Origin of the sequence: Solwaraspora sp. WMMD1047 (genome assembly GCF_029626155.1) — a bacterium.
GTDB lineage: Bacteria > Actinomycetota > Actinomycetes > Mycobacteriales > Micromonosporaceae > WMMD1047.
In genome coordinates, this window is sequence record NZ_JARUBL010000001.1 from 436,836 (window position 1) to 455,264 (window position 18,429).

The 18,429-nt window shown below is 72.0% G+C and carries 17 protein-coding genes; 11 read left to right on the top strand and 6 right to left on the bottom strand.

What is annotated here, in order from left to right:
* Nucleotides 1-89: 89 nt before the first annotated feature.
* From lysS to O7627_RS02030, 3 genes are all read left to right on the top strand, one after another.
* Entirely contained in the window at nucleotides 90-1,598 is a 1,509-nt protein-coding gene (gene lysS / locus O7627_RS02020; RefSeq protein WP_278091793.1) for a lysine--tRNA ligase, read from the top strand.
* A 116-nt stretch (nucleotides 1,599-1,714) separates the two neighbouring features.
* Nucleotides 1,715-2,065: an Lsr2 family protein gene (locus O7627_RS02025; RefSeq protein ID WP_278091794.1), complete on the top strand. Its 351-nt coding sequence runs from the start codon at nucleotides 1,715-1,717 to the stop codon at nucleotides 2,063-2,065.
* Nucleotides 2,066-2,647: 582 nt separating this feature from the next.
* A complete protein-coding gene (locus O7627_RS02030; protein WP_278098119.1) occupies nucleotides 2,648-5,191 on the top strand; it encodes an ATP-dependent Clp protease ATP-binding subunit in 2,544 nt (847 codons plus the stop codon).
* Between the two features lie 126 nt (nucleotides 5,192-5,317).
* Here the strand turns inward: O7627_RS02030 and O7627_RS02035 are convergent, their stop codons facing one another.
* The gene (locus O7627_RS02035; RefSeq protein WP_278091795.1) at nucleotides 5,318-6,223 is read right to left on the bottom strand and encodes an A/G-specific adenine glycosylase; all 906 of its coding nucleotides are present in this window, start codon (nucleotides 6,221-6,223) and stop codon (nucleotides 5,318-5,320) included.
* A 130-nt stretch (nucleotides 6,224-6,353) separates the two neighbouring features.
* Here O7627_RS02035 and O7627_RS02040 point away from each other — a divergent pair, with 130 nt between their 5' ends.
* The 3 genes from O7627_RS02040 (at nucleotide 6,354) to O7627_RS02050 (ending at nucleotide 8,234) form a co-directional block, all read left to right on the top strand.
* The gene (locus O7627_RS02040; protein ID WP_278091796.1) at nucleotides 6,354-6,869 is read left to right on the top strand and encodes an ACT domain-containing protein; all 516 of its coding nucleotides are present in this window, start codon (nucleotides 6,354-6,356) and stop codon (nucleotides 6,867-6,869) included.
* Nucleotides 6,866-7,426, top strand: coding sequence for a peptide deformylase (locus O7627_RS02045; RefSeq protein WP_278091797.1), 561 nt, complete (start codon nucleotides 6,866-6,868; stop codon nucleotides 7,424-7,426). Before O7627_RS02040 ends, O7627_RS02045 begins: the two co-directional genes overlap by 4 nt.
* 79 nt (nucleotides 7,427-7,505) lie before the next feature.
* Entirely contained in the window at nucleotides 7,506-8,234 is a 729-nt protein-coding gene (locus tag O7627_RS02050; RefSeq protein WP_278091798.1) for a hypothetical protein, read from the top strand.
* 26 nt (nucleotides 8,235-8,260) lie between these two features.
* Here O7627_RS02050 and disA read toward each other — a convergent pair whose 3' ends face one another.
* From disA to O7627_RS02070, 4 genes are all read right to left on the bottom strand, one after another.
* Nucleotides 8,261-9,445, bottom strand: a complete 1,185-nt coding sequence (disA, locus tag O7627_RS02055) for a DNA integrity scanning diadenylate cyclase DisA (RefSeq protein ID WP_278091799.1) — start codon at nucleotides 9,443-9,445, stop codon at nucleotides 8,261-8,263.
* A gap of 179 nt (nucleotides 9,446-9,624) precedes the next feature.
* Nucleotides 9,625-11,055 carry a DNA repair protein RadA gene (radA, locus tag O7627_RS02060; protein WP_278091800.1) on the bottom strand — a complete coding sequence of 477 codons (1,431 nt, stop codon included), beginning with the start codon at nucleotides 11,053-11,055 and terminating at the stop codon, nucleotides 9,625-9,627.
* Between the two features lie 59 nt (nucleotides 11,056-11,114).
* The gene (locus O7627_RS02065; protein WP_278091801.1) at nucleotides 11,115-11,867 is read right to left on the bottom strand and encodes a hypothetical protein; all 753 of its coding nucleotides are present in this window, start codon (nucleotides 11,865-11,867) and stop codon (nucleotides 11,115-11,117) included.
* A 171-nt stretch (nucleotides 11,868-12,038) separates the two neighbouring features.
* Nucleotides 12,039-12,872 (bottom strand): UbiA family prenyltransferase, encoded by an 834-nt coding sequence (locus O7627_RS02070; protein ID WP_278091802.1) that lies wholly within the window; start codon nucleotides 12,870-12,872, stop codon nucleotides 12,039-12,041.
* 47 nt (nucleotides 12,873-12,919) lie between these two features.
* Between O7627_RS02070 and O7627_RS02075 the strand changes: the two genes are divergently transcribed.
* From O7627_RS02075 to O7627_RS02085, 3 genes are all read left to right on the top strand, one after another.
* On the top strand, nucleotides 12,920-13,717 hold the full coding sequence (locus O7627_RS02075; protein ID WP_278091803.1) for a methyltransferase domain-containing protein: 798 nt from the start codon (nucleotides 12,920-12,922) through the stop codon (nucleotides 13,715-13,717).
* A gap of 56 nt (nucleotides 13,718-13,773) precedes the next feature.
* A complete protein-coding gene (locus O7627_RS02080; RefSeq protein ID WP_278091804.1) occupies nucleotides 13,774-14,943 on the top strand; it encodes an acyl-CoA dehydrogenase family protein in 1,170 nt (389 codons plus the stop codon).
* Nucleotides 14,944-15,014: 71 nt separating this feature from the next.
* Entirely contained in the window at nucleotides 15,015-16,109 is a 1,095-nt protein-coding gene (locus O7627_RS02085) for a type III polyketide synthase (protein ID WP_278091805.1), read from the top strand.
* A 2-nt stretch (nucleotides 16,110-16,111) separates the two neighbouring features.
* Here O7627_RS02085 and O7627_RS02090 read toward each other — a convergent pair whose 3' ends face one another.
* The gene (locus O7627_RS02090; protein ID WP_278091806.1) at nucleotides 16,112-16,873 is read right to left on the bottom strand and encodes a hypothetical protein; all 762 of its coding nucleotides are present in this window, start codon (nucleotides 16,871-16,873) and stop codon (nucleotides 16,112-16,114) included.
* Between the two features lie 304 nt (nucleotides 16,874-17,177).
* On the opposite strand from O7627_RS02090, the gene O7627_RS02095 reads away from it, so the two are divergent.
* Together O7627_RS02095 and ispD are read left to right on the top strand one after the other, a co-directional pair.
* Nucleotides 17,178-17,663 (top strand): CarD family transcriptional regulator, encoded by a 486-nt coding sequence (locus tag O7627_RS02095; RefSeq protein ID WP_278091807.1) that lies wholly within the window; start codon nucleotides 17,178-17,180, stop codon nucleotides 17,661-17,663.
* 59 nt (nucleotides 17,664-17,722) lie between these two features.
* Nucleotides 17,723-18,415: a 2-C-methyl-D-erythritol 4-phosphate cytidylyltransferase gene (gene ispD / locus O7627_RS02100; RefSeq protein ID WP_278091808.1), complete on the top strand. Its 693-nt coding sequence runs from the start codon at nucleotides 17,723-17,725 to the stop codon at nucleotides 18,413-18,415.
* Nucleotides 18,416-18,429: the final 14 nt, after the last annotated feature.

The following is an 18,429-nucleotide window of genomic DNA, read 5'->3' on the forward strand; positions in this document are numbered from 1 at the left end:
GGCCGGGAGGTTATCCGGTAACTGCCGGCTCGGCACTTGAGTACGCTCGGGGCCGAACTCCGACAATCGTTCTCCTGAGGAAGCGTGCCGTGACCGAGCAGACCCCCGCCCCCGCCGAGCCCGTCGACGATCTTCCCGAGCAGATGCGGGTCCGCCGGGAGAAGCGGGACCGGATGATCGCCGACGGCGTCGAGCCGTACCCGGTGGGGTTCGCCCGGACGGCGACTCTCGCGGAGCTCCGCGCCCGCTACGGCGACCTGCCAACGGACACCGCCACCGGTGACCTCGTCTCGGTGACCGGGCGGGTGATCTTCATCCGGAACACCGGCAAGCTCTGCTTCGCCACCCTGCGGGAGGGCGACGGCACCGAGCTGCAGGCGATGCTCTCCCTGGACCGGGTCGGCGCGGATCGGCTCGCCGACTGGAAGCGGCTCGTCGACCTGGGTGACCACGTCGGGGTGACCGGCGAGGTGATCACCAGCCGGCGGGGGGAGCTCTCCGTGCTCGCGGACGGCTGGGTGACCACCGCCAAGGCGCTGCGCCCGCTGCCGGTGGCGCACCGGCCGCTCAGCGAGGAGGCCAGGGTCCGGCAACGCTACGTCGATCTGATCACCCGGCCGCTGGCCCGGCAGACGGTCCGTACCCGGGCCACCGTGGTGCGGGCGCTGCGGGACTCGCTGCATCGACGTGCGTTTTTGGAGGTGGAGACGCCGATGCTGCAGCTCCTGCACGGGGGCGCGGCGGCCCGGCCATTCGTTACGCACAGCAATGCATTGGGTACGGATCTCTACCTGAGAATCGCCCCGGAGCTTTTCCTCAAGCGGGCGGTGGTCGGCGGCATCGAGCGGGTCTTCGAGATCAACCGGAACTTCCGCAATGAGGGCGTCGACTCCTCCCACTCGCCGGAGTTCGCGATGCTGGAGGTCTACGAGGCTTACGGCGACTACGACACCATGGCGACCCTGACTCGGGAACTGGTCCAGGCGGCGGCCCAGGCCGTCGCCGGGTCTCACGTGGTGACGCACGCCGATGGCAGCGAGTTCGACCTCGGCGGGCAGTGGCGGTCGGTGACGCTCTACGGGGTGCTTTCCGAGGCGCTCGGGGAGGAAGTGACGGTTGGGACCGACCGGGCGCAGCTCGTGCGGTACGCCGAAAAGGTCGGCCTGTCGGTCGACCCGAAGTGGGGACCGGGCAAGCTGGCCGAGGAGCTCTTCGAGGAGCTGGTCGTGCCGGGCCTGCAGCAGCCGACTTTCGTGCGGGACTACCCGGAGGAGACCAGCCCGTTGACCCGCGGCCACCGGGACCAGCCGGGGCTGACCGAAAAATGGGACCTCTACGTCCGGGGCTTCGAGCTCGGCACCGCCTACTCTGAACTGGTCGACCCGGTCGTGCAGCGGGAGCGGCTGCTGGCCCAGGCGCAGCTCGCGGCCAACGGCGACGACGAGGCGATGCGCCTGGATGAGGACTTTCTGCGCGCGATGGAGTACGGAATGCCACCGGCCGGCGGCATGGGAATGGGAATCGACCGGCTCCTGATGGCCCTCACCGGCCTGGGAATTCGGGAAACGATCCTCTTCCCGTTGGTCCGCGCGGAGTAGTCGGGCCGTTCTCCATGAGTAATTTCCGGGTCCTATTGACGAGGCAAGCATCTTAAGCGCTATTGTGCTCTTGTTTACGGGGGAACCTAGGACCTGCGCGAGAGGATTGGCGGCACGTGGCTAAGCAGATCATTCACAAGCTGGTCGATGACCTCGACGGCGGCGACGCGGACGAGACGGTCAAGTTCTCGCTCGACGGCGTTCAGTACGAGATCGACCTGTCGAAGAAGAACGCCGGTAAATTGCGGGACCTATTCGCCCCGTACGTGGCCGCCGGCTCCCGGGTGGGCCGGGGTGGCGTGGTGGTGGGTGGCCGGGCGGCTCGCGGCCGAGGCGGCGCGACCGCCGACCGCGAGCAGAACAAGGCGATCCGGGCGTGGGCCAAGAAGGAGGGCCGGGAGATCTCGGACCGGGGCCGCATCCCGCAGGAGATCGTCGACGAGTACCACGCCAAGGCCGGCCGCTGAGGCTCCGCGGTTGACGGCCTGGTGGCCGTCGGACGCTGGCGCGGTTGCGCGCCGGGTCGGGGGCATGCCCTCCCGGCCCGGCGCGACCGCGTGAGTCGCTGCGTACTTCTTCGCCTTTCGAGCCCCTTGGGTGCTTTGGGCGTTATACCGTGGCCGGCGAAACCGCTGACCGCCCGAGAGGTGGTCGCCGTGGCTCGGGCGGGGCATGATTGCCCGACACGCCCGGCTTGCCGTGGTTCGACCGGGAACGAAGGTGGTTCCGGCGGCGTTATCCACAACCAGTGGACGAGATTTTCCACAGCCTGTGGACAGCCGAGGGTCCGGCGGGGCAGGGTCGCCCACGCTGGCGGATTTCGCTCTGCGCGTACAGGGCAGGGGTCCGGAACAGCGGTTGAGCGCGGGTGGTTGGTCAAAACATCGTGCGACGTGGCTCGGTCCAGCACACAGGGCCTCGGATGAGTCGGTTCGCGACGATAGAGTAAGGAAGCACGGTCGTCCGTCCGGGGCGGCCGGGCACCGGCCCCGCCAAGATACTTGGACCATCAAGATCGAGTGCGCACGGCACGTGAGGAGCACGAGGGCATGTTCGAGCGGTTCACCGACCGAGCGCGGCGAGTTGTCGTCCTGGCTCAAGAAGAAGCCCGGATGCTCAACCACAACTACATCGGTACGGAGCACATCCTGTTGGGTCTCATCCATGAGGGTGAGGGCGTCGCGGCGAAGGCCCTGGAGAGTCTGGGGATCTCGCTGGAGGGCGTGCGTCAGCAGGTTGAGGAGATCATCGGTCAGGGTCAGCAGGCGCCGAGCGGGCACATTCCGTTCACGCCGCGGGCCAAGAAGGTGCTGGAGCTGTCCCTGCGTGAGGCGTTGCAGCTCGGCCACAACTACATCGGTACGGAGCACATCCTGCTGGGGTTGATCCGGGAGGGTGAGGGTGTCGCGGCCCAGGTGCTGGTCAAGCTGGGTGCGGATCTGAACCGGGTCCGTCAGCAGGTGATCCAGCTCCTCTCCGGCTACCAGGGCAAGGAGCCAGCCGCCGCCGGTGCCGCGCCTGGTGAGGCAGCGCCGTCGACCAGCCTGGTGCTGGACCAGTTCGGCCGCAACCTGACCCAGGCCGCCCGCGAGGGCAAGCTCGACCCGGTGATCGGGCGGGAGAAGGAGATCGAGCGGGTGATGCAGGTGCTCTCCCGCCGGACCAAGAACAACCCGGTCCTGATCGGTGAGCCCGGCGTCGGCAAGACCGCCGTGGTCGAGGGGCTGTCCCAGCGGATCGTCAAGGGCGAGGTGCCCGAGACGCTGAAGGACAAGCAGCTCTACACGCTGGATCTGGGCGCGCTGGTCGCCGGTTCCCGCTACCGCGGTGACTTCGAGGAGCGGCTGAAGAAGGTGCTCAAGGAGATCCGGACCCGCGGCGACATCATCCTGTTCATCGACGAGATCCACACCCTCGTCGGTGCCGGTGCCGCCGAGGGCGCGATCGACGCGGCGAGCATTCTCAAGCCGATGCTGGCCCGCGGCGAGCTGCAGACCATCGGGGCCACCACCCTCGACGAGTACCGCAAGCACCTGGAGAAGGACGCCGCCCTGGAGCGGCGGTTCCAGCCGATCCAGGTGGGCGAGCCGTCGCTGGCGCACACCATTGAGATTCTGAAGGGTCTGCGGGATCGGTATGAGGCGCATCATCGGGTGAGCATCACGGATGCGGCGTTGGTGGCGGCGGCGACGTTGGCCGACCGGTACATCTCGGATCGGTTCCTGCCGGACAAGGCGATCGATCTGATCGATGAGGCGGGTGCGCGGATGCGGATTCGTCGGATGACCGCGCCGCCGGATCTGCGTGATTTTGATGAGCGGATCGCTCAGGTGCGTCGGGACAAGGAGTCGGCGATCGACGCGCAGGACTTCGAGCGGGCTGCGCAGTTGCGGGACAAGGAGAAGCAGCTGCTGGGTCAGAAGGCGCAGCGGGAGAAGGAGTGGAAGGCCGGCGATCTGGACGTGGTGTCCGAGGTCGATGATGAGCAGATCGCTGAGGTGTTGGCGAACTGGACCGGTATCCCGGTGTACAAGTTGACCGAGGAGGAGACCGCCCGCCTGCTGCGGATGGAGGACGAGCTGCACAAGCGGGTCGTCGGCCAGGAAGACGCGGTGAAGGCGGTGTCGAAGGCGATCCGGCGGACGCGGGCCGGGTTGAAGGATCCGAAGCGGCCGTCTGGTTCGTTCATCTTCGCGGGTCCGTCGGGTGTGGGTAAGACGGAGTTGTCGAAGGCTCTGGCGGAGTTCCTGTTCGGGTCCGAGGACGCGTTGATCCAGTTGGACATGTCGGAGTTCCATGACCGGTACACGGTGTCGCGGCTGGTGGGTGCGCCTCCCGGGTATGTGGGGTACGACGAGGGTGGTCAGCTGACGGAGAAGGTGCGGCGGCGGCCGTTCTCGGTGGTGTTGTTCGACGAGATCGAGAAGGCCCACCCGGACGTGTTCAACACGTTGCTGCAGATCCTGGAGGACGGGCGGCTCACTGATGGTCAGGGCCGGATCGTGGACTTCAAGAACACGGTCATCATCCTGACCACCAACCTGGGCACCCGCGACGTGGCCAAGGCCGTGTCGCTGGGCTTCCAGGCATCCGAGGACTCGGAGTCGAACTACGAGCGGATGAAGCAGAAGGTCAACGACGAGCTGAAGCAGCACTTCCGGCCGGAGTTCCTGAACCGGATCGACGACACGATCGTCTTCCACCAGCTCACCGAGGTGGAGATCCTGTCGATCGTGGACGTGATGATCCAGCGGATCGAGACCCAGCTCCGCAACAAGGACATGGGGCTGGAGCTGACCGAGAACGCCAAGCGGTACCTGGCACGTAAGGGCTTCGACCCGGTGCTGGGCGCCCGGCCACTGCGCCGGACGATCCAGCGCGACATCGAGGACAACCTCTCCGAGCGGATCCTCTTCAACGAACTCACGCCCGGCCAGATCGTGGTCGTGGACTGCGAGGGCGACCCGACCGACACCGACAAGTCCAAGCTGGTGTTCCGGGGCGCGGAGAAGCCGGTCGAGGTGCCCGACGCGGTGCCGGCCGACCTCGGTGGCACGGCAGCCGCCGGGGCCGACGAACAGCCGGCGGCCTAGCCACCACCGGCACGGCAGGCGAGTACGACCCGAGGGCCGGGGTCAGCGGCAGACGCCGCTGACCCCGGCCCTCGGCCGTTGCCCGGGCCGGTTGTTGCCCGGGCCGGTTGGGACAGCGTCCCGGCGCTAAGCCGGGCGGTCGCCGGCCAGCGCGTAACCGCCGGCCACCGGTTCCACCAACCCGTCGTCGACCAGCCCGGCAAGCGCCCGGCGCCGCTGGACGTCATCGGCCCAGACCAGGTCCAGCCGGTCGGCCGGGACCGGGCCGGTGGATTCCCGCAGCACCGCGAGCAGCATTCCGCGTACCTGGCGATCGGTTCCCGCGTACGCCTGGGGTCGGCGACTCGGGCCGGTCGATGCCGGCCGCCCGACCGCCCGCCAGGCGCAGTCCGCGATCAACGGACAGTCCGCGCAGCGCGGGCTGCGGGCCGTGCAGACCACCGCCCCGAGCTCCATGAACGCCGCGCTGGCCCGGGCCGCCACCGCGGGCTCCGCCGGGAGCAACTCGGCCGTGGCAACCAGATCCGCGGGACGGGTGGTCGGGCCGGCGTCCGGTTCGCCGGCCACCGCGCGGGCCACCAGCCGGCGCACGTTGGTGTCCACGACCGGGTGCCGCTGGCCGTAGGCGAAGGCCGCCACCGCCCTGGCTGTGTAGCTGCCCACCCCGGGCAGCGCCAGCAGGGCGTCCAGATCGTCCGGCACCTCGCCGCCGTGGCGCTCCACCACCGCCACCGCGCAGTCCCGCAGCCGGAGGGCCCGGCGCGGGTAGCCGAGCCGGCCCCAGAGCCGGATCGCCTCGGCCGGACTGGCCGAGGCCAGCGCGGCCGGTGTGGGCCAGCGCTCCAGCCAGGCCCGCCAGACCGGCAACACCCGGACCACCGGGGTCTGCTGCAGCATGATCTCACTGACCAGGATCGCCCAGGCGCCGACGCCCGGTTCCCGCCACGGCAGTTCCCGGGCGTGCTCGTCGAACCACCTGATCGCCGTGGCGGCCAGTGTCTGCCGCGGCTCGGCGCCGTACGTCTCGGTCATCGCATCGTCTCGGTCATCGCGCCGTCGATCCTGTCACGGCCGCACGGGCCCACTCCGGCGGGCATCCCGACCTTTGGCCACCCCACCGCCCGCCGGTACCCCGGCCGGCGGGATCCGGGACAATTCCGGGATGGACGACCTCGCGATCACGGTGATCGGCCGGGACCGGCCCGGCATCGTGGCGGACGTCGCCGAACTGCTCGCCCGGGTCGGCGCCAACCTCACCGATTCGACAATGACCCGGCTGCGGGGCCACTTCGCCATGACCCTGGTCTGTACCGGACCGACGGTCGGGGAGGCGGAGGCCGTGCTCGCCCCGCTCGCCGCCGACGGCCAGTTGCTCGCGACCGTCCGGGCCGTCGACTCCGAGGAGGCCGCGTCGCCGCCGGTCGGTGAGCCGTACCTGGTGGCCGTGCACGGCGCGGACCGGCTCGGCATCGTGGCCGCCGTCACCCGGGTGGTCGCCGAAGCGGGCGGGAACGTCACCGACCTGACCACCCGGCTCTCCGGCCCGCTCTACGTCCTGATCGCCGAGGTGGAACTGCCCCCCAACACGGCCGACGCGTTGGCCGCCCGGCTGGCCGAGGTGGCGACCGGCCTCGAAGTGGAGGTCACCCTCCGGCCGGTCGATTCGGATCTGCTTTGACCCCGCAGGAGTCCGGGCTCGGTGACTGGACCCCGGCGATGCTCGGTGCGCCCGGCCAGGTCCGGAAGGTGATCACCGCGCCGGACGCGGTGCTCAGCCAGGGTGGACCCGAGGTGGACCCGCAGGCCGAGGAGGTGGTCCGGCTGGCGGCCGACCTGATCGCCACGATGCGGGTCTCCCCGGGCTGCGTCGGTCTCGCGGCGCCACAGGTGGGCGTCGGCGCCCGGCTCTTCGCGGTCGACGTGACCGGACACCCCAAGACGGTGACCGGTCACGGCACCTTCGCGCTCTGCAACGCCCGGATCGTCGAAGCCACCCGGTGGCGGCCCGGCCGGGAGGGCTGCATGTCGGTGCCCGACCTGACCGGCGACGTGAAGCGGGCGACCCGGCTGGTGGTCGAGGGCCTGCTGCCCGGGACCGGCCGGCCGGTGCGGCTGGTCACCGACGGGTTCGAGGCCCGCGCGCTGCAGCACGAGATCGATCACTGTGCCGGCCTGCTCTTTCTGGACCGGGTTTCCGGCGCGCGGGCCGTGCACCAGCGGAAGACGTACCTGTGACGCCGGCGGTGGGCGTCGGCCCGGTACGGCCGGCGCGTCGTGACGATCAACAGAGCCGGCCCCGATACGGTGGGACACCATGCGTCTGACGGTTGGCCCCCTGCCCCCCGCCGTCTACTGGCGGCGTCGAGCGGTCGTACTCGGTGCCGCGTTGCTCTTCCTGATCGTGCTCGTCTACTCCTGCACCGGCCCGGGCGGCTCGGGTGCCGATCCCGGTTCCGCACCGACCTCGACCCCGACCGCGAACCCGCCGGAGTCCGGGGCCGGCGGCCCCCTGCTCACCCCGGAGACCGGCCCGCCGGCGGCCGGCGACGCCGGGGAGGATCCGGGCGGCGAGCCGCCGGCCGGTGGTGGGCCGGCGGCCCCACCCGCCGGCGATGCCACCGTCCCGGTGATTCCGCCGCCCGCTGCGGGCTCCTGCACCGACGAGGAGATGTCGGTCGTTCCGGTGCCGTCCCAGTCGTCGATCAAGCGCGGGGCAACCATCGAGGTGCGCCTGAAGATCAGGAACGCCTCCGACCGCACCTGTGAGCGGGACGTGGGGTCCCAGCTCCAGGAGGTCTACATCCGGATCGGCGCACAGGTCGTCTGGTCGTCGGACACCTGCAGCCCGCCGGGTGAGTCGAACGTGGTGACCTTCACGCCGGGGCTGGCGCACGAGTACCGGGTGGCCTGGAACGGCAAGGACGTCACCCGCTGCGCGGACGGGGTTGCCAACGGGCCGGTCCCGGCGGCCGGCGACTACCAGGTCTTCGGGCGGCTCGGGACCAAGCGCAGCGAGCCCGTCCAGCTCACCCTCACCGGCTAGCCGCCTGGGCCGGCCCGGGTAGCCGGTCAGACGTAGCGTTCCAGGATGGACGCTTCGGCGAGCCGGGATAGGCCCTCCCGGACTCCGCGGGCCCGGGCGTCGCCGACCCCGTCGACCGCCTGCAGGTCCTCGACGGTGGCCCCGAGCAGCCGTTGAAGACTGCCGAAGTGGCCGACCAGCCGGTCGACGACCGTGCCGGGCAGCCGGGGCACCTTGGCGAGCAGCCGGAAGCCGCGTGGGCTGACCGCGCCGTCGAGGGCGTCCGACGCCCCGGCGTAGCCGATCGCCTTGGCGACCGCGACCAGGTCGATCAGCTCGGTGGCGGTGAGCAGGTCCAGCTCGACCAGGGCTTCGTCGAGGGTACGCGCCTTGCGGCCGGTGGGGAGATAGTCCCGGATCACCAGGGTCCGGTCGGCGTCCACCCCAGCCATCAGCTCGTCGAGCTGCAGCGCGAGGAGTCGGCCGTCGGTGCCGAGTTCGACCACGTAGCCGGCGATCTCGTCGGCGATCCGGCGGACCATCTCCAGCCGCTGCACCACGGCCACCGCGTCGCGGACGGTGACCAGATCCTCGATCTCCAGTGCCGACAGGGTGCCGGAGACCTCATCCAGTCGGAGCTTGTAGCGCTCCAGGGTGGCCAGCGCCTGGTTCGCCCGGGACAGGATCGCGGCCGAGTCGTCGAGCACGTGCCGCTGGCCGTTGACGTAGAGGCTGATGATCCGCATCGACTGGCTGACCGATATCACCGGGTAGCCGGTCTGTCGGGCGACCCGCTCGGCGGTCCGGTGCCGGGTGCCGGACTCCTCGGTGGGGATCGACGGATCGGGCATCAGATGCACCGCGGCCCGGACGATCCGGGTGCCGTCGCTGGAGAGCACCACTGCGCCGTCCATCTTGCACAGCTCCCGGACCCGGGTGGACGAGAACTCGACATCGAGCGGGAAGCCGCCGGTGCAGAGGGTCTCGACGACCTTGTCGTAGCCGAGGACGATGAGCGCGCCGGTGCGACCGCGCAGGATCCGCTCCAGGCCGTCCCGCAGGGCGGTGCCCGGTGCCATCAGCGCGAGGTTCGCCCGCAGCGGGTCACCGCTGAGGCCGGGGCCGGTCACGGTCACGCCGGCGCCCACGGGTCGCGCCGGCGGCCCCACGGCGCTGGTGCGCACCTGGGGACTCGCGCTGGCGGTTCGGTTCGCGTCGCGGTCGATGGGCACGCGGATATTCTACGGACCGACCTGCGTTGGGTGCTGTCGCGGTTACTGTCGCGTGCCAATGCGTTCACTCCTCTGCCCGCGGCCGACCGTCCCGACGGCCGGCCAGACCCTGAAGTGTCCAGTTTGTAACCTTCGGCGCGGCTGGCGGGAAGGGCTCTGGCAAATCCGTGACCGTTCGACTACTCAACTGATACGCGCGCTGCGCTCTGCAGGGCAGATCGTACGTCGGTGACTTCCATCACGCGGACGTTCCCCGGCGCGACGCCGGTCGCCTCCGGCCCGCAACCACTGGGCACCAACGCGTACCGGAATCCCAGCCGGGCCGCCTCGGCGAGCCGGCGGGGGACCGCGCCGACCCGACGCACCTCACCGGTCAGCCCCACCTCGCCGATCGCCACCAGGGTCGGAGCGATGGCGAGGTTGAGCCCGCCGGAGGCGACCGCGAGGGCGACGGCCAGGTCGGCGGCCGGCTCGACCACCCGGATGCCGCCCACGGTCGCCGCGAAGACCTCCTTGTCGTGCAGGGTGAGGCGCTCGGTGCGGCGCTGCAGGACGGCGAGGACCATCGCCAGCCGGGCGCTGTCCAGGCCGGAGACGGTCCGTCGCGGCGAGCCGGCGACGGTCGCACCGATCAGGGCCTGCACCTCGGTGACGAGCGCGCGGCGGCCCTCCATCGCGACGGTCACGCAGGTGCCGGGGACCGGCTCGGAGTAACGGGTCAGGAACAGCCCGGACGGGTCGGGCAGGCCGCTGATTCCGCCCTCGTGCATCTCGAAGCAGCCGACCTCGTCGGCGGTGCCGAACCGGTTCTTGACGCCGCGCACCATCCGCAGCGACGAGTGCTTGTCGCCCTCGAAGTGCAGCACCACATCCACCAGGTGCTCCAGCACCCGGGGGCCGGCAACCTGGCCGTCCTTGGTGACATGGCCGACCAGCACGGTCGCGATGCCGCGTTCCTTCGCCACCGCGACCAGGGCGGCGGTCACCGCCCGAACCTGGGTGACGCCGCCGGAGACCCCGTCTGTGCCCGGCGTCGAGATGGTCTGCACCGAGTCCAGGACCAGCAGGCCGGGTTTGACCGCGTCAAGGTGGCCGAGGACCGCCGAGAGGTCGTTCTCGGCGGCCAGGTAGAGCTGGTCGTGCAGGGCGCCCATCCGCTCGGCGCGCAGCCGCACCTGACTCACCGACTCCTCGCCGCTGACCACCAGGGACGGGCTCCCGCCGCCGGCCGCCCACTGCTGGGCGACGTCCAGCAGCAGGGTCGACTTGCCCACCCCCGGCTCACCGGCGAGCAGCACCACCGCCCCCGGCACCAGCCCGCCACCGAGCACCCGGTCGAGTTCCGAGACACCGGTGGGCCGGGCCCGCGCCGGCGCGGCGCTGACGGTGGCGATCGGCCGGGCCGGTTCGGCCGGGGCGCGGGAGCTGACCACCCGTCCGGAGACGGTCGGCCCGGTGAGCGTCGACTCGACGACCGCGCCCCACTCGCCGCACTCGGGGCACCGCCCGACCCATTTCGGCGGCTGGTGCCCGCAGGCGTCACACTGGTACGCCGGGCGGGGTTCACGAACGCGGGCGGTCGCGCCCCGGGGCGCGGGTCGGGTGCTCACCACCCGACGCTAGCCAACGGGTACGACGGATTCCCGGCGACCCGCCTCCAGCGGTCCGGTCAGCCGCCGTGCCCCTCGTCGCCGACCGGCAGCGAGCCGCGCGGGGCCGGGCTCTGCGGCACCGCCACCGGCACCGGAGTCTCCAGCCGTTCCCCGTTGACCTCGAAGGTCAGGTTGACCGACCGGCCCGGGGCCAGCGCGGTGTCCAGCCCGACCAGTTGCAGGATTCGACCGGTCTCGTCGTTGAGCAGGAGGTAACCAAGGGCGGGGATCTCGACCTGGGCCGGTGCGCCGGCCGGCGGCGCGGGAGTGGCGGGGACGGTCGGGTCCGGGGTGGCGGGCACGCCGGGGCTGGCCGAGGGGTCGGGTCGGCCACTCGCGCCGGGGCTGGGCTCGACGGTGGGGGTGGCCGGCGGTTCGCCGGTCGGGTCGGGCGAGGCGTCCGGGCTGGCCGCGGTGGTCGGGCTGGGGGTGGCAGCCGGGGTCGCGGTCGTGTCGACCAGGACGACGGCCTCGGCGCTGTCGGTGGTCACCGTGACGGTGATGGGCTGGGCCGAGTCGTTGTAGAGGGCCATTGACAGCGGGGCGTCACCACCGGACGGGTAGCCGAGCGGGTCGGAGTACTCGACTATGGCGTTGCGGACCTTGAACAGTCCGTCCGTTGTCTCCACGTTCACGCCCGGCACGGCCGGCCGGATGTTGGCGGTCTCGGCGATCTGCCCGGCCCCGCACCCGGACATCAGCAGCCCGGTGGTGGCCGCGCCGGCCAACAGCACGGCGCCTCGCCGGGCTCCCCTGATCGAGCGCGTCACGTCGGTCCTCCTCGTAGCGAATCCCCGCTCCGGGGACGGACCCCGGGCACGGTGGCCATACCCGCGCAGACCGGGCTCCAGGGTAGTGGTGGCTGATCAGCCCTCGTACGCCGACCCGGGGAGTCGGCCGCGGTCGCCAGGTCCGGGCCGCGGGTCAGGGCTGGCCACGGGTCAGGGCTGAAGGCCGCGGCCGCTGGCGACCAGCAGCGCCACGTCGATGAGCGCCACCAGCATCACCGCCCGGAAGATGGCCACCGGGCGGTCCTGCCGGTGGCCGGCGTACCAGCCGACGGGCAGCACCACCGCGGCGGCGCCGATCGCCGCGACGCCCGCCCAGGTGGGCGCGCCCGGTGGTCCGAGGACCAGCACCGCCGTGGCGGCCAGCAGCAGCCCGGCGGCGGCCGCCCGGGACCCGGCCGGCCCCACCCGGTGCGGCAGGCCCCGGACGCCGGTCCGGGCGTCGTCGGCCAGGTCGGGCAGCGCGTTGGCGAAGTGCGCACCGGCTCCGAGCAGCGCACCCGCCGCGATCAGCCAGGCCGGCGGCGTCGGCACGCCGGGCAGCGCGAGTACGACGAAGGCCGGCAACGTCCCGAACGAGAACGCGTACGGCAGGACGGAGGCGGGGGTGAACTTCAGCGGCCAGTTGTAGAGCAGCGCGGAGATCAGCGCCAGGGTGATCCAGAGCGCTGCGGTGGGGTTGGTGGTCAGCCCGAGCACCGGGGTCGCCGCGGCGGCGAGCAGCCCGGCGGTTCCGACCGTGCGGCGACGCACGGCGGCACCGGGGATGGGCTTGTCCGCCCGCCCGACCCGGGCGTCCCGGTCGGCGTCCAGCCAGTCGTTGGTCCAGCCCACCGCGAGCTGGGTGGCGAGCACCGTCGCGGCCACCGCGGCGATCCCGGCCGGTCGGTGGCCCACTCCCCAGGCGAGCAGTCCGGCGATGGTGGTGACCGCCACCGCCGGTTCGGGATGACTCGCCCGGACCAGCCCCCACAGCAAGCGCGACATAGCCGGAAGTCTGGCTGTTACCGGGGAGTCGTGCCACGCTCGATCCCATGTGGGTGGCGGACTCGGGAACGACGGCGGGCCGGCCCGACCGGTCCGGGGTCCGGCGGCGGGCGCCGAACGACCCGGGGCAGTACGACGATCTGGCCGCCGAATGGTGGCGGCCGGACGGCGCGTTCGCGGTGCTGCACTGGCTGGCCGAGGCCCGGGCCGGGCTGATCCCGCCGGCCACCCGCCCGGGCGCGGTGCTGGTGGACCTGGGCTGCGGCGGCGGTCTGCTCGCCCCGCACGTGGCCGGCAAGGGCTACCGGCACGTCGGAGTGGACCTGGTTCGGTCCGGGTTGGACCAGGCCGCGGCGCACGGGGTGGCCGCGGTGCAGGGCGATGCCACGGCGGTGCCGCTGGCGGATGGTTGCGCCGACGTGGTGAGCGCGGGGGAGCTGTTGGAGCACGTGCCGGACTGGCGGGCCGCGGTGGCCGAGGCGTGCCGGCTGCTGCGGCCGGGCGGGACGCTGGTCCTGGACACGCTCAACGCGACCGCGCTGAGTCGATTGCTGGCCGTCCGGGTGGCGGAGCGGTTGCCGGGGGTGCCCCGGGGTATTCACGACCCGGGGCTGTTCGTGGACTCGGCGGCGCTTGTCGCGCAGTGCGCCCGGCATGGGGTGCCGCTGCGGGTGCGGGGGATCAGGCCGGCGGTCGGGCCGGCGCTGAGGTGGCTGGCCCGGCGGGCGGCGGGTGCTTCGGGTCGTGCCGGTGCGGGTGCGGTCCGGTCGGCGGGTCGGCCGCGGGTCGTACCGACCTGGTCGACGGCGGTGTTGTACCAGGGTTGGGGCGTTCGGGTGGGCTGACCTGCGGGTTGTTCCGGTCGGGCGGTTGCCGGATGACGGGCAGAAGGGTGGCAGGGATGGGGCAGGACGCGCTCGAATCGGCACGCCGGTTGGCGCCTCGGTTGGCGGCCCGGGCCGCCGAGCACGATCGGGACGGCAGCTTCCCGGTGGCGGACTTCGCCGACCTGCGGGCGGCCGGGTTGTTCGGCCTGATGGTCCCGCCCGAACTGGGCGGCCTGGGCGCGCGGTTCGCCGAGTACGCCGCGGTCGCCACCGAGCTGGCCAGGGGAAACGGCGCGACCGCCCTGGTGTTCAACATGCACGCTTCGGTCACGGGTGCGCTCGGGGCGGTGACCGAGGAGGTGGCCGAGGCGCTCGGCGTACCGGAGGAGGCCCTGGCCGCCCGGGACCGGTTGCTCGCCGAGGCCGCCGCCGGATCCTGGTACGGGGTGGCGATGAGCGAACGCGGCGCCGGCTCCCGACTCTCCCAGTTGACGACCAGCTATCAACCGGTTGCCGACGGCTACCGGATCACCGGCGCGAAGACCTTCTGTTCCGGCGCCGGCCACGCCGACGGTTACCTGGTGGCCGCCCGCAGTGCCGCAGACCAGTCGGTGGTCTCGCAGTTTCTGGTGCCCGCCACGGTGGACGGGCTACGGGTGGAGCCGAGTTGGGACGCCCTCGGGATGCGTGCCACCGCCTCGCACGATCTGCATCTGGACGTGACGGTGCCGGCGGACCGGCTGCTCGGTGGGGTGGAGGGCCTGGCTCTGGTGGTCGCCCAGCTCATGCCGCACTGGCTGGTGGCCAGCTACGCGGCGGTCTACGTCGGGGTGGCCCGGGCGGCGGTGGACGCCGCCGTCGAGCACCTGACGGCGCGCGGGCTCACCGGTCTGCCGGCGGTCCGGGCGAGGATCGGCCGGGCGGACGCGGCGGTGGCGGCGGCCCAACTCACGGTCGAGGAGGCGGCGCGTCGGGTGGACGAGAACCCGGGCGACGCGGAGACGAACCGGTGGGTGTGGCGGGCGAAGTTGCTGGCCGGTACGACCGCGGCGGAGGTGGCGGCGTCGATGCTGGAGGCGGCGGGCACCTCGGCGACCCGCCGGGGACACCCGCTGGAGCGGCTGTACCGCGACGCCCGGTGCGGGTCGCTGCACCCGGCGACCTCCGATGTCTGCGCCGACTGGTTGGGGGTGGCCGCCCTGGGTGGCGACCCGGACCGGGACGGTTCGGCGCCCCGATGGTGACCCCTTCCCGATCCGGTGACCTCTCATCGGCTGACTTCTCATCGGCACGGCAGGCGGACCGGAAGGTGGAGATGGTGGACGGGTCACCGGTGATCGCGGGCATCGGCGTGGCGCTGCCGCCCCGGGCGTCGCAGGCGGAGCTCTGGGACGGCTTCTTCTCCCGGCACTTCCAGGGGGCCACCCGGGGGTTGGCGGAGCGGATCTTCGCCAACTCGGGGGTCCAGACCCGGCAGGCGGCCGTGAATCCGCTGCTGGAGGACGTGTCGGAGTGGCCGACCGAGCGGCGGATGCGCCGCTATCTGGTCGAGGCGCTGCCGTTGGGCAAGGAGGCGGTCGGCCGGGCGCTCACCGACGCCGGGCTGGCCGTCGGCGACATCGGACTCTTCGTGGTCTGCTCCTGCACCGGGTACGCCACTCCGGGCCTGGACATCCTGCTCGCCCGGGATCTGGCGATGAGCCCGGACACCCAGCGGATGTTCGTCGGGCACATGGGCTGTTACGCGGCCCTGCCCGGGCTGGGCGCGGCGGGTGACTTCGTCACCGCCCGGGGCCGGGCGGCGCTGCTGCTCTGCGCCGAGCTGACCAGCCTGCACCTCCAGCCCTCGGCGACCCGGATGGACACCCAGCAGATCGTCTCGCACGCGCTCTTCTCCGACGCGGCCGTGGCCGTGGTGGTCGCACCGGCGGCGGGTGGCCCGGCCCGACCCGGCGCGGGTGCCCGGGTGGGCGCTGGTTACGCGGTCCGCGAGGTGGCCGCGGTCACCGACACCTCGACGGCCGACCACATGACCTGGGACGTCACCGACCGGGGATTCCGGATGGGGCTGTCGTCGAAGGTCCCGCAGGTGCTGGCCGCGCACGTCGGTGGCCTGGTGGACGGGGTCCTCGACCGGCACGGACTGACCCGGTCCGAGGTGGACGGCTGGGCGGTCCATCCCGGGGGTCCCCGGATTCTCAACGTGGTGGAGCGGGAGTTGGGGCTGGCTGCCGACGGGTTGGCGGCGTCCCGGGCGACCCTGGCGGAGCACGGCAACTGCTCGTCGCCGACCAGCCTGTTGATCCTGGACCGGTTGCGCCGGGCCACGCGACCGGCGGAACGGATCGTGATGTTGGCGTTCGGCCCGGGGCTGACCCTCTACGCAGCGCTGCTCCAGCGCGCCGCCTAACCTCAGCGCGTGGCCAGTTCGGCGAGGTCGGTCCGGTAGTCGTCGACCGAGGTGACCGTCGGCACGATCCGGACCACCTGGCCGGCCGGGCCGACCAGCATCGCGCTGGCGCTGCCGGGTGCCGGGGTCGGTGGCAGCCAGCCGCGCAGTCCGCCGGCGGGGTCGGCGAGTGACCGGACCGGCGCGGCGACGATGCTGGGTTGCCGGGGCACCGGGCTGGGCACGGCCTGGCCGCTGATCAGGGCCACCACCGTCACGCCGGGGGGCGCGACCCGGGCGGCGGTGTTCACCTCGTCCACGCAGTCGCAGTCGTCGATGAAGATGATCATGGCAGGCAGCAGGCTGCGCAGCGGGACGGTCTCGCCTCCTTCGCCGACCACGTCGAGGGCGGGCAGTAGCCGGCCGGGCTGGCCGGTGGGGGCCGTCCGCGGCGGACCCTGGCGGGGTTGGCCCGACCAGACGGCGGCGAAGAGGCTGGTCAGGGTGGCGAGCACCGCGATCGACATGATCAGCAGCGAGAGTCGCAGCGAGGAGGGTCCGCCGTCGCCGGACAGTCCCAGCCGCCGTCGCCAGCGCCGTCGGCGGGCGATCCGCCGCAGCTCGTGCCGAACCTGGCTGGACTCCTCGGCCAGCTCGGCGGGATCGTCGGGAATGACGATCGGACCCCAGTCGGCCGGCAACTCGGGCAGGCCGTCAGATGCGCCGCCGTCGGGCCATCCGTCGCCGTTGCCCGAGGTGCTCATCGCGCCCCCCTGGTCGTCCACCGATCGATCGTGTTGTCCCTCCAGCGTCCCGTAAGGCCGCTCGTACCGCTAGTGCCCGCCAACCCTTAAGGGGGAGAGATATGCTTGAACCGCCGGAACGCCCTAGATCGGATTTTTCCGTCCCGGCCTTGCCAGCTGGTGACCTAGAAGTTACGCAGAGTGTCGGTTTCCGGGGTTCCGTGTCCTGTCAAGCCGGAGAAAGACCTCTCACAGGGCCTCTGAGCTGCGCTTACGGTCGGGCCTGTGGTGGGACACCAGGGCCTGCCCGTGTTACGCTAGACACAGCGAAAGGGGTTTCGAACCTATGGTTTTCAGTGTCGGCGAGACCGTTGTTTACCCCCACCACGGGGCCGCACTCATCGAGGCAATCGAGACTCGGGTCGTCAAGGGCGAGGAGAAGCAGTACCTCGTCCTCAGGGTCGCTCAGGGTGACCTGACGGTGCGGGTGCCGGCCGAGAATGCCGAGATCGTCGGTGTGCGCGAGGTGGTCGGCGAGGAAGGCCTGGGCAAGGTCTTCGATGTTCTTCGTGCCCCGCACACCGAGGAGCCGACCAACTGGTCGCGGCGTTACAAGGCGAATCTGGAAAAGCTGGCCTCCGGCAACCCGCTCAAGGTCGCCGAGGTCGTTCGTGACCTGTGGCGTCGGGAGCGCGAGCGGGGTCTGTCGGCGGGCGAGAAGCGGATGCTCGCCAAGGCCCGCGACATCCTGGTCGGCGAGGTCGCGCTGGCTGAGAAGAGCACCAAGGACGAGGCGGAATCGCTTCTCGACAAGGTGCTCACCGAGGCATAGGCGACCGCCCAACCCTCTGTGTGAAACACGTACCACGTGAAAAATCCAAGGACCGCGACGTGACCGCGCAGCTCAATCCGTGCGGTGACGTCGCGGTCCTCGTTCCGGCCGCCGGTGCCGGGGTCCGGCTCGGCCCGGGTGCGCCGAAGGCCCTCCGTCCGCTGGCCGGTGAATCGCTGCTGGTCCACGCCGTTCGGCGAATTGCCGCCGCGCCGTCGGTGCGGGTGATCGTGGTGGCGGCCCCGCCGGCCGAGACCGGCGCCGTCCGGCAGCTGCTGGCCGGGGTCGCCGACGTGACCGTGGTACCCGGCGGCGCCCACCGACAGGAGTCCGTGGCGGCGGCCCTGCGGGCGGTGCCGGCGGGTCCGGAGATCATCCTGGTGCACGACGCGGCCCGGGCGCTCGCCCCGACGCTGCTCTTCGAGTCGGTCGGCGCGGCGGTCCGCGCCGGCACCGACGCGGTCATCCCGGTGCTGCCGGTGGTCGACACCATCAAGGAGGTGTCGGCCGACGAGATGGTGCTCGGCACCGTGGACCGGGGCACGTTGCGCGCCGTCCAGACCCCGCAGGGCTTCCGCCGGTCGGTGTTGGCCGCGGCGCACGCCGCCGCCGCTGGCCCGCTCACCGACGACGCCGGCCTGGTCGAAAAGCACGGGGTACGGGTGAAGTGCGTGCCCGGTTCGGCGTACGCCATGAAGATCACCCAACCGTTCGACCTGGCGCTGGCCGAGCACCTGCTCGCCACCGGCTGACCCGATCGGCCGCG

Excerpts from the sequence above, each read along its gene's own strand:
- O7627_RS02030 (WP_278098119.1), top strand. The coding sequence starts at position 2,648 with ATGTTCGAGCGGTTCACCGACCGAGCGCGGCGAGTTGTCGTCCTGGCT.
- O7627_RS02035 (WP_278091795.1), bottom strand. The coding sequence starts at position 6,223 with ATGACCGAGACGTACGGCGCCGAGCCGCGGCAGACACTGGCCGCCACG.
- O7627_RS02040 (WP_278091796.1), top strand. The coding sequence starts at position 6,354 with ATGGACGACCTCGCGATCACGGTGATCGGCCGGGACCGGCCCGGCATC.
- O7627_RS02050 (WP_278091798.1), top strand. The coding sequence starts at position 7,506 with ATGCGTCTGACGGTTGGCCCCCTGCCCCCCGCCGTCTACTGGCGGCGT.
- O7627_RS02070 (WP_278091802.1), bottom strand. The coding sequence starts at position 12,872 with ATGTCGCGCTTGCTGTGGGGGCTGGTCCGGGCGAGTCATCCCGAACCG.
- O7627_RS02075 (WP_278091803.1), top strand. The coding sequence starts at position 12,920 with ATGTGGGTGGCGGACTCGGGAACGACGGCGGGCCGGCCCGACCGGTCC.
- O7627_RS02080 (WP_278091804.1), top strand. The coding sequence starts at position 13,774 with ATGGGGCAGGACGCGCTCGAATCGGCACGCCGGTTGGCGCCTCGGTTG.
- O7627_RS02085 (WP_278091805.1), top strand. The coding sequence starts at position 15,015 with ATGGTGGACGGGTCACCGGTGATCGCGGGCATCGGCGTGGCGCTGCCG.
- O7627_RS02095 (WP_278091807.1), top strand. The coding sequence starts at position 17,178 with ATGGTTTTCAGTGTCGGCGAGACCGTTGTTTACCCCCACCACGGGGCC.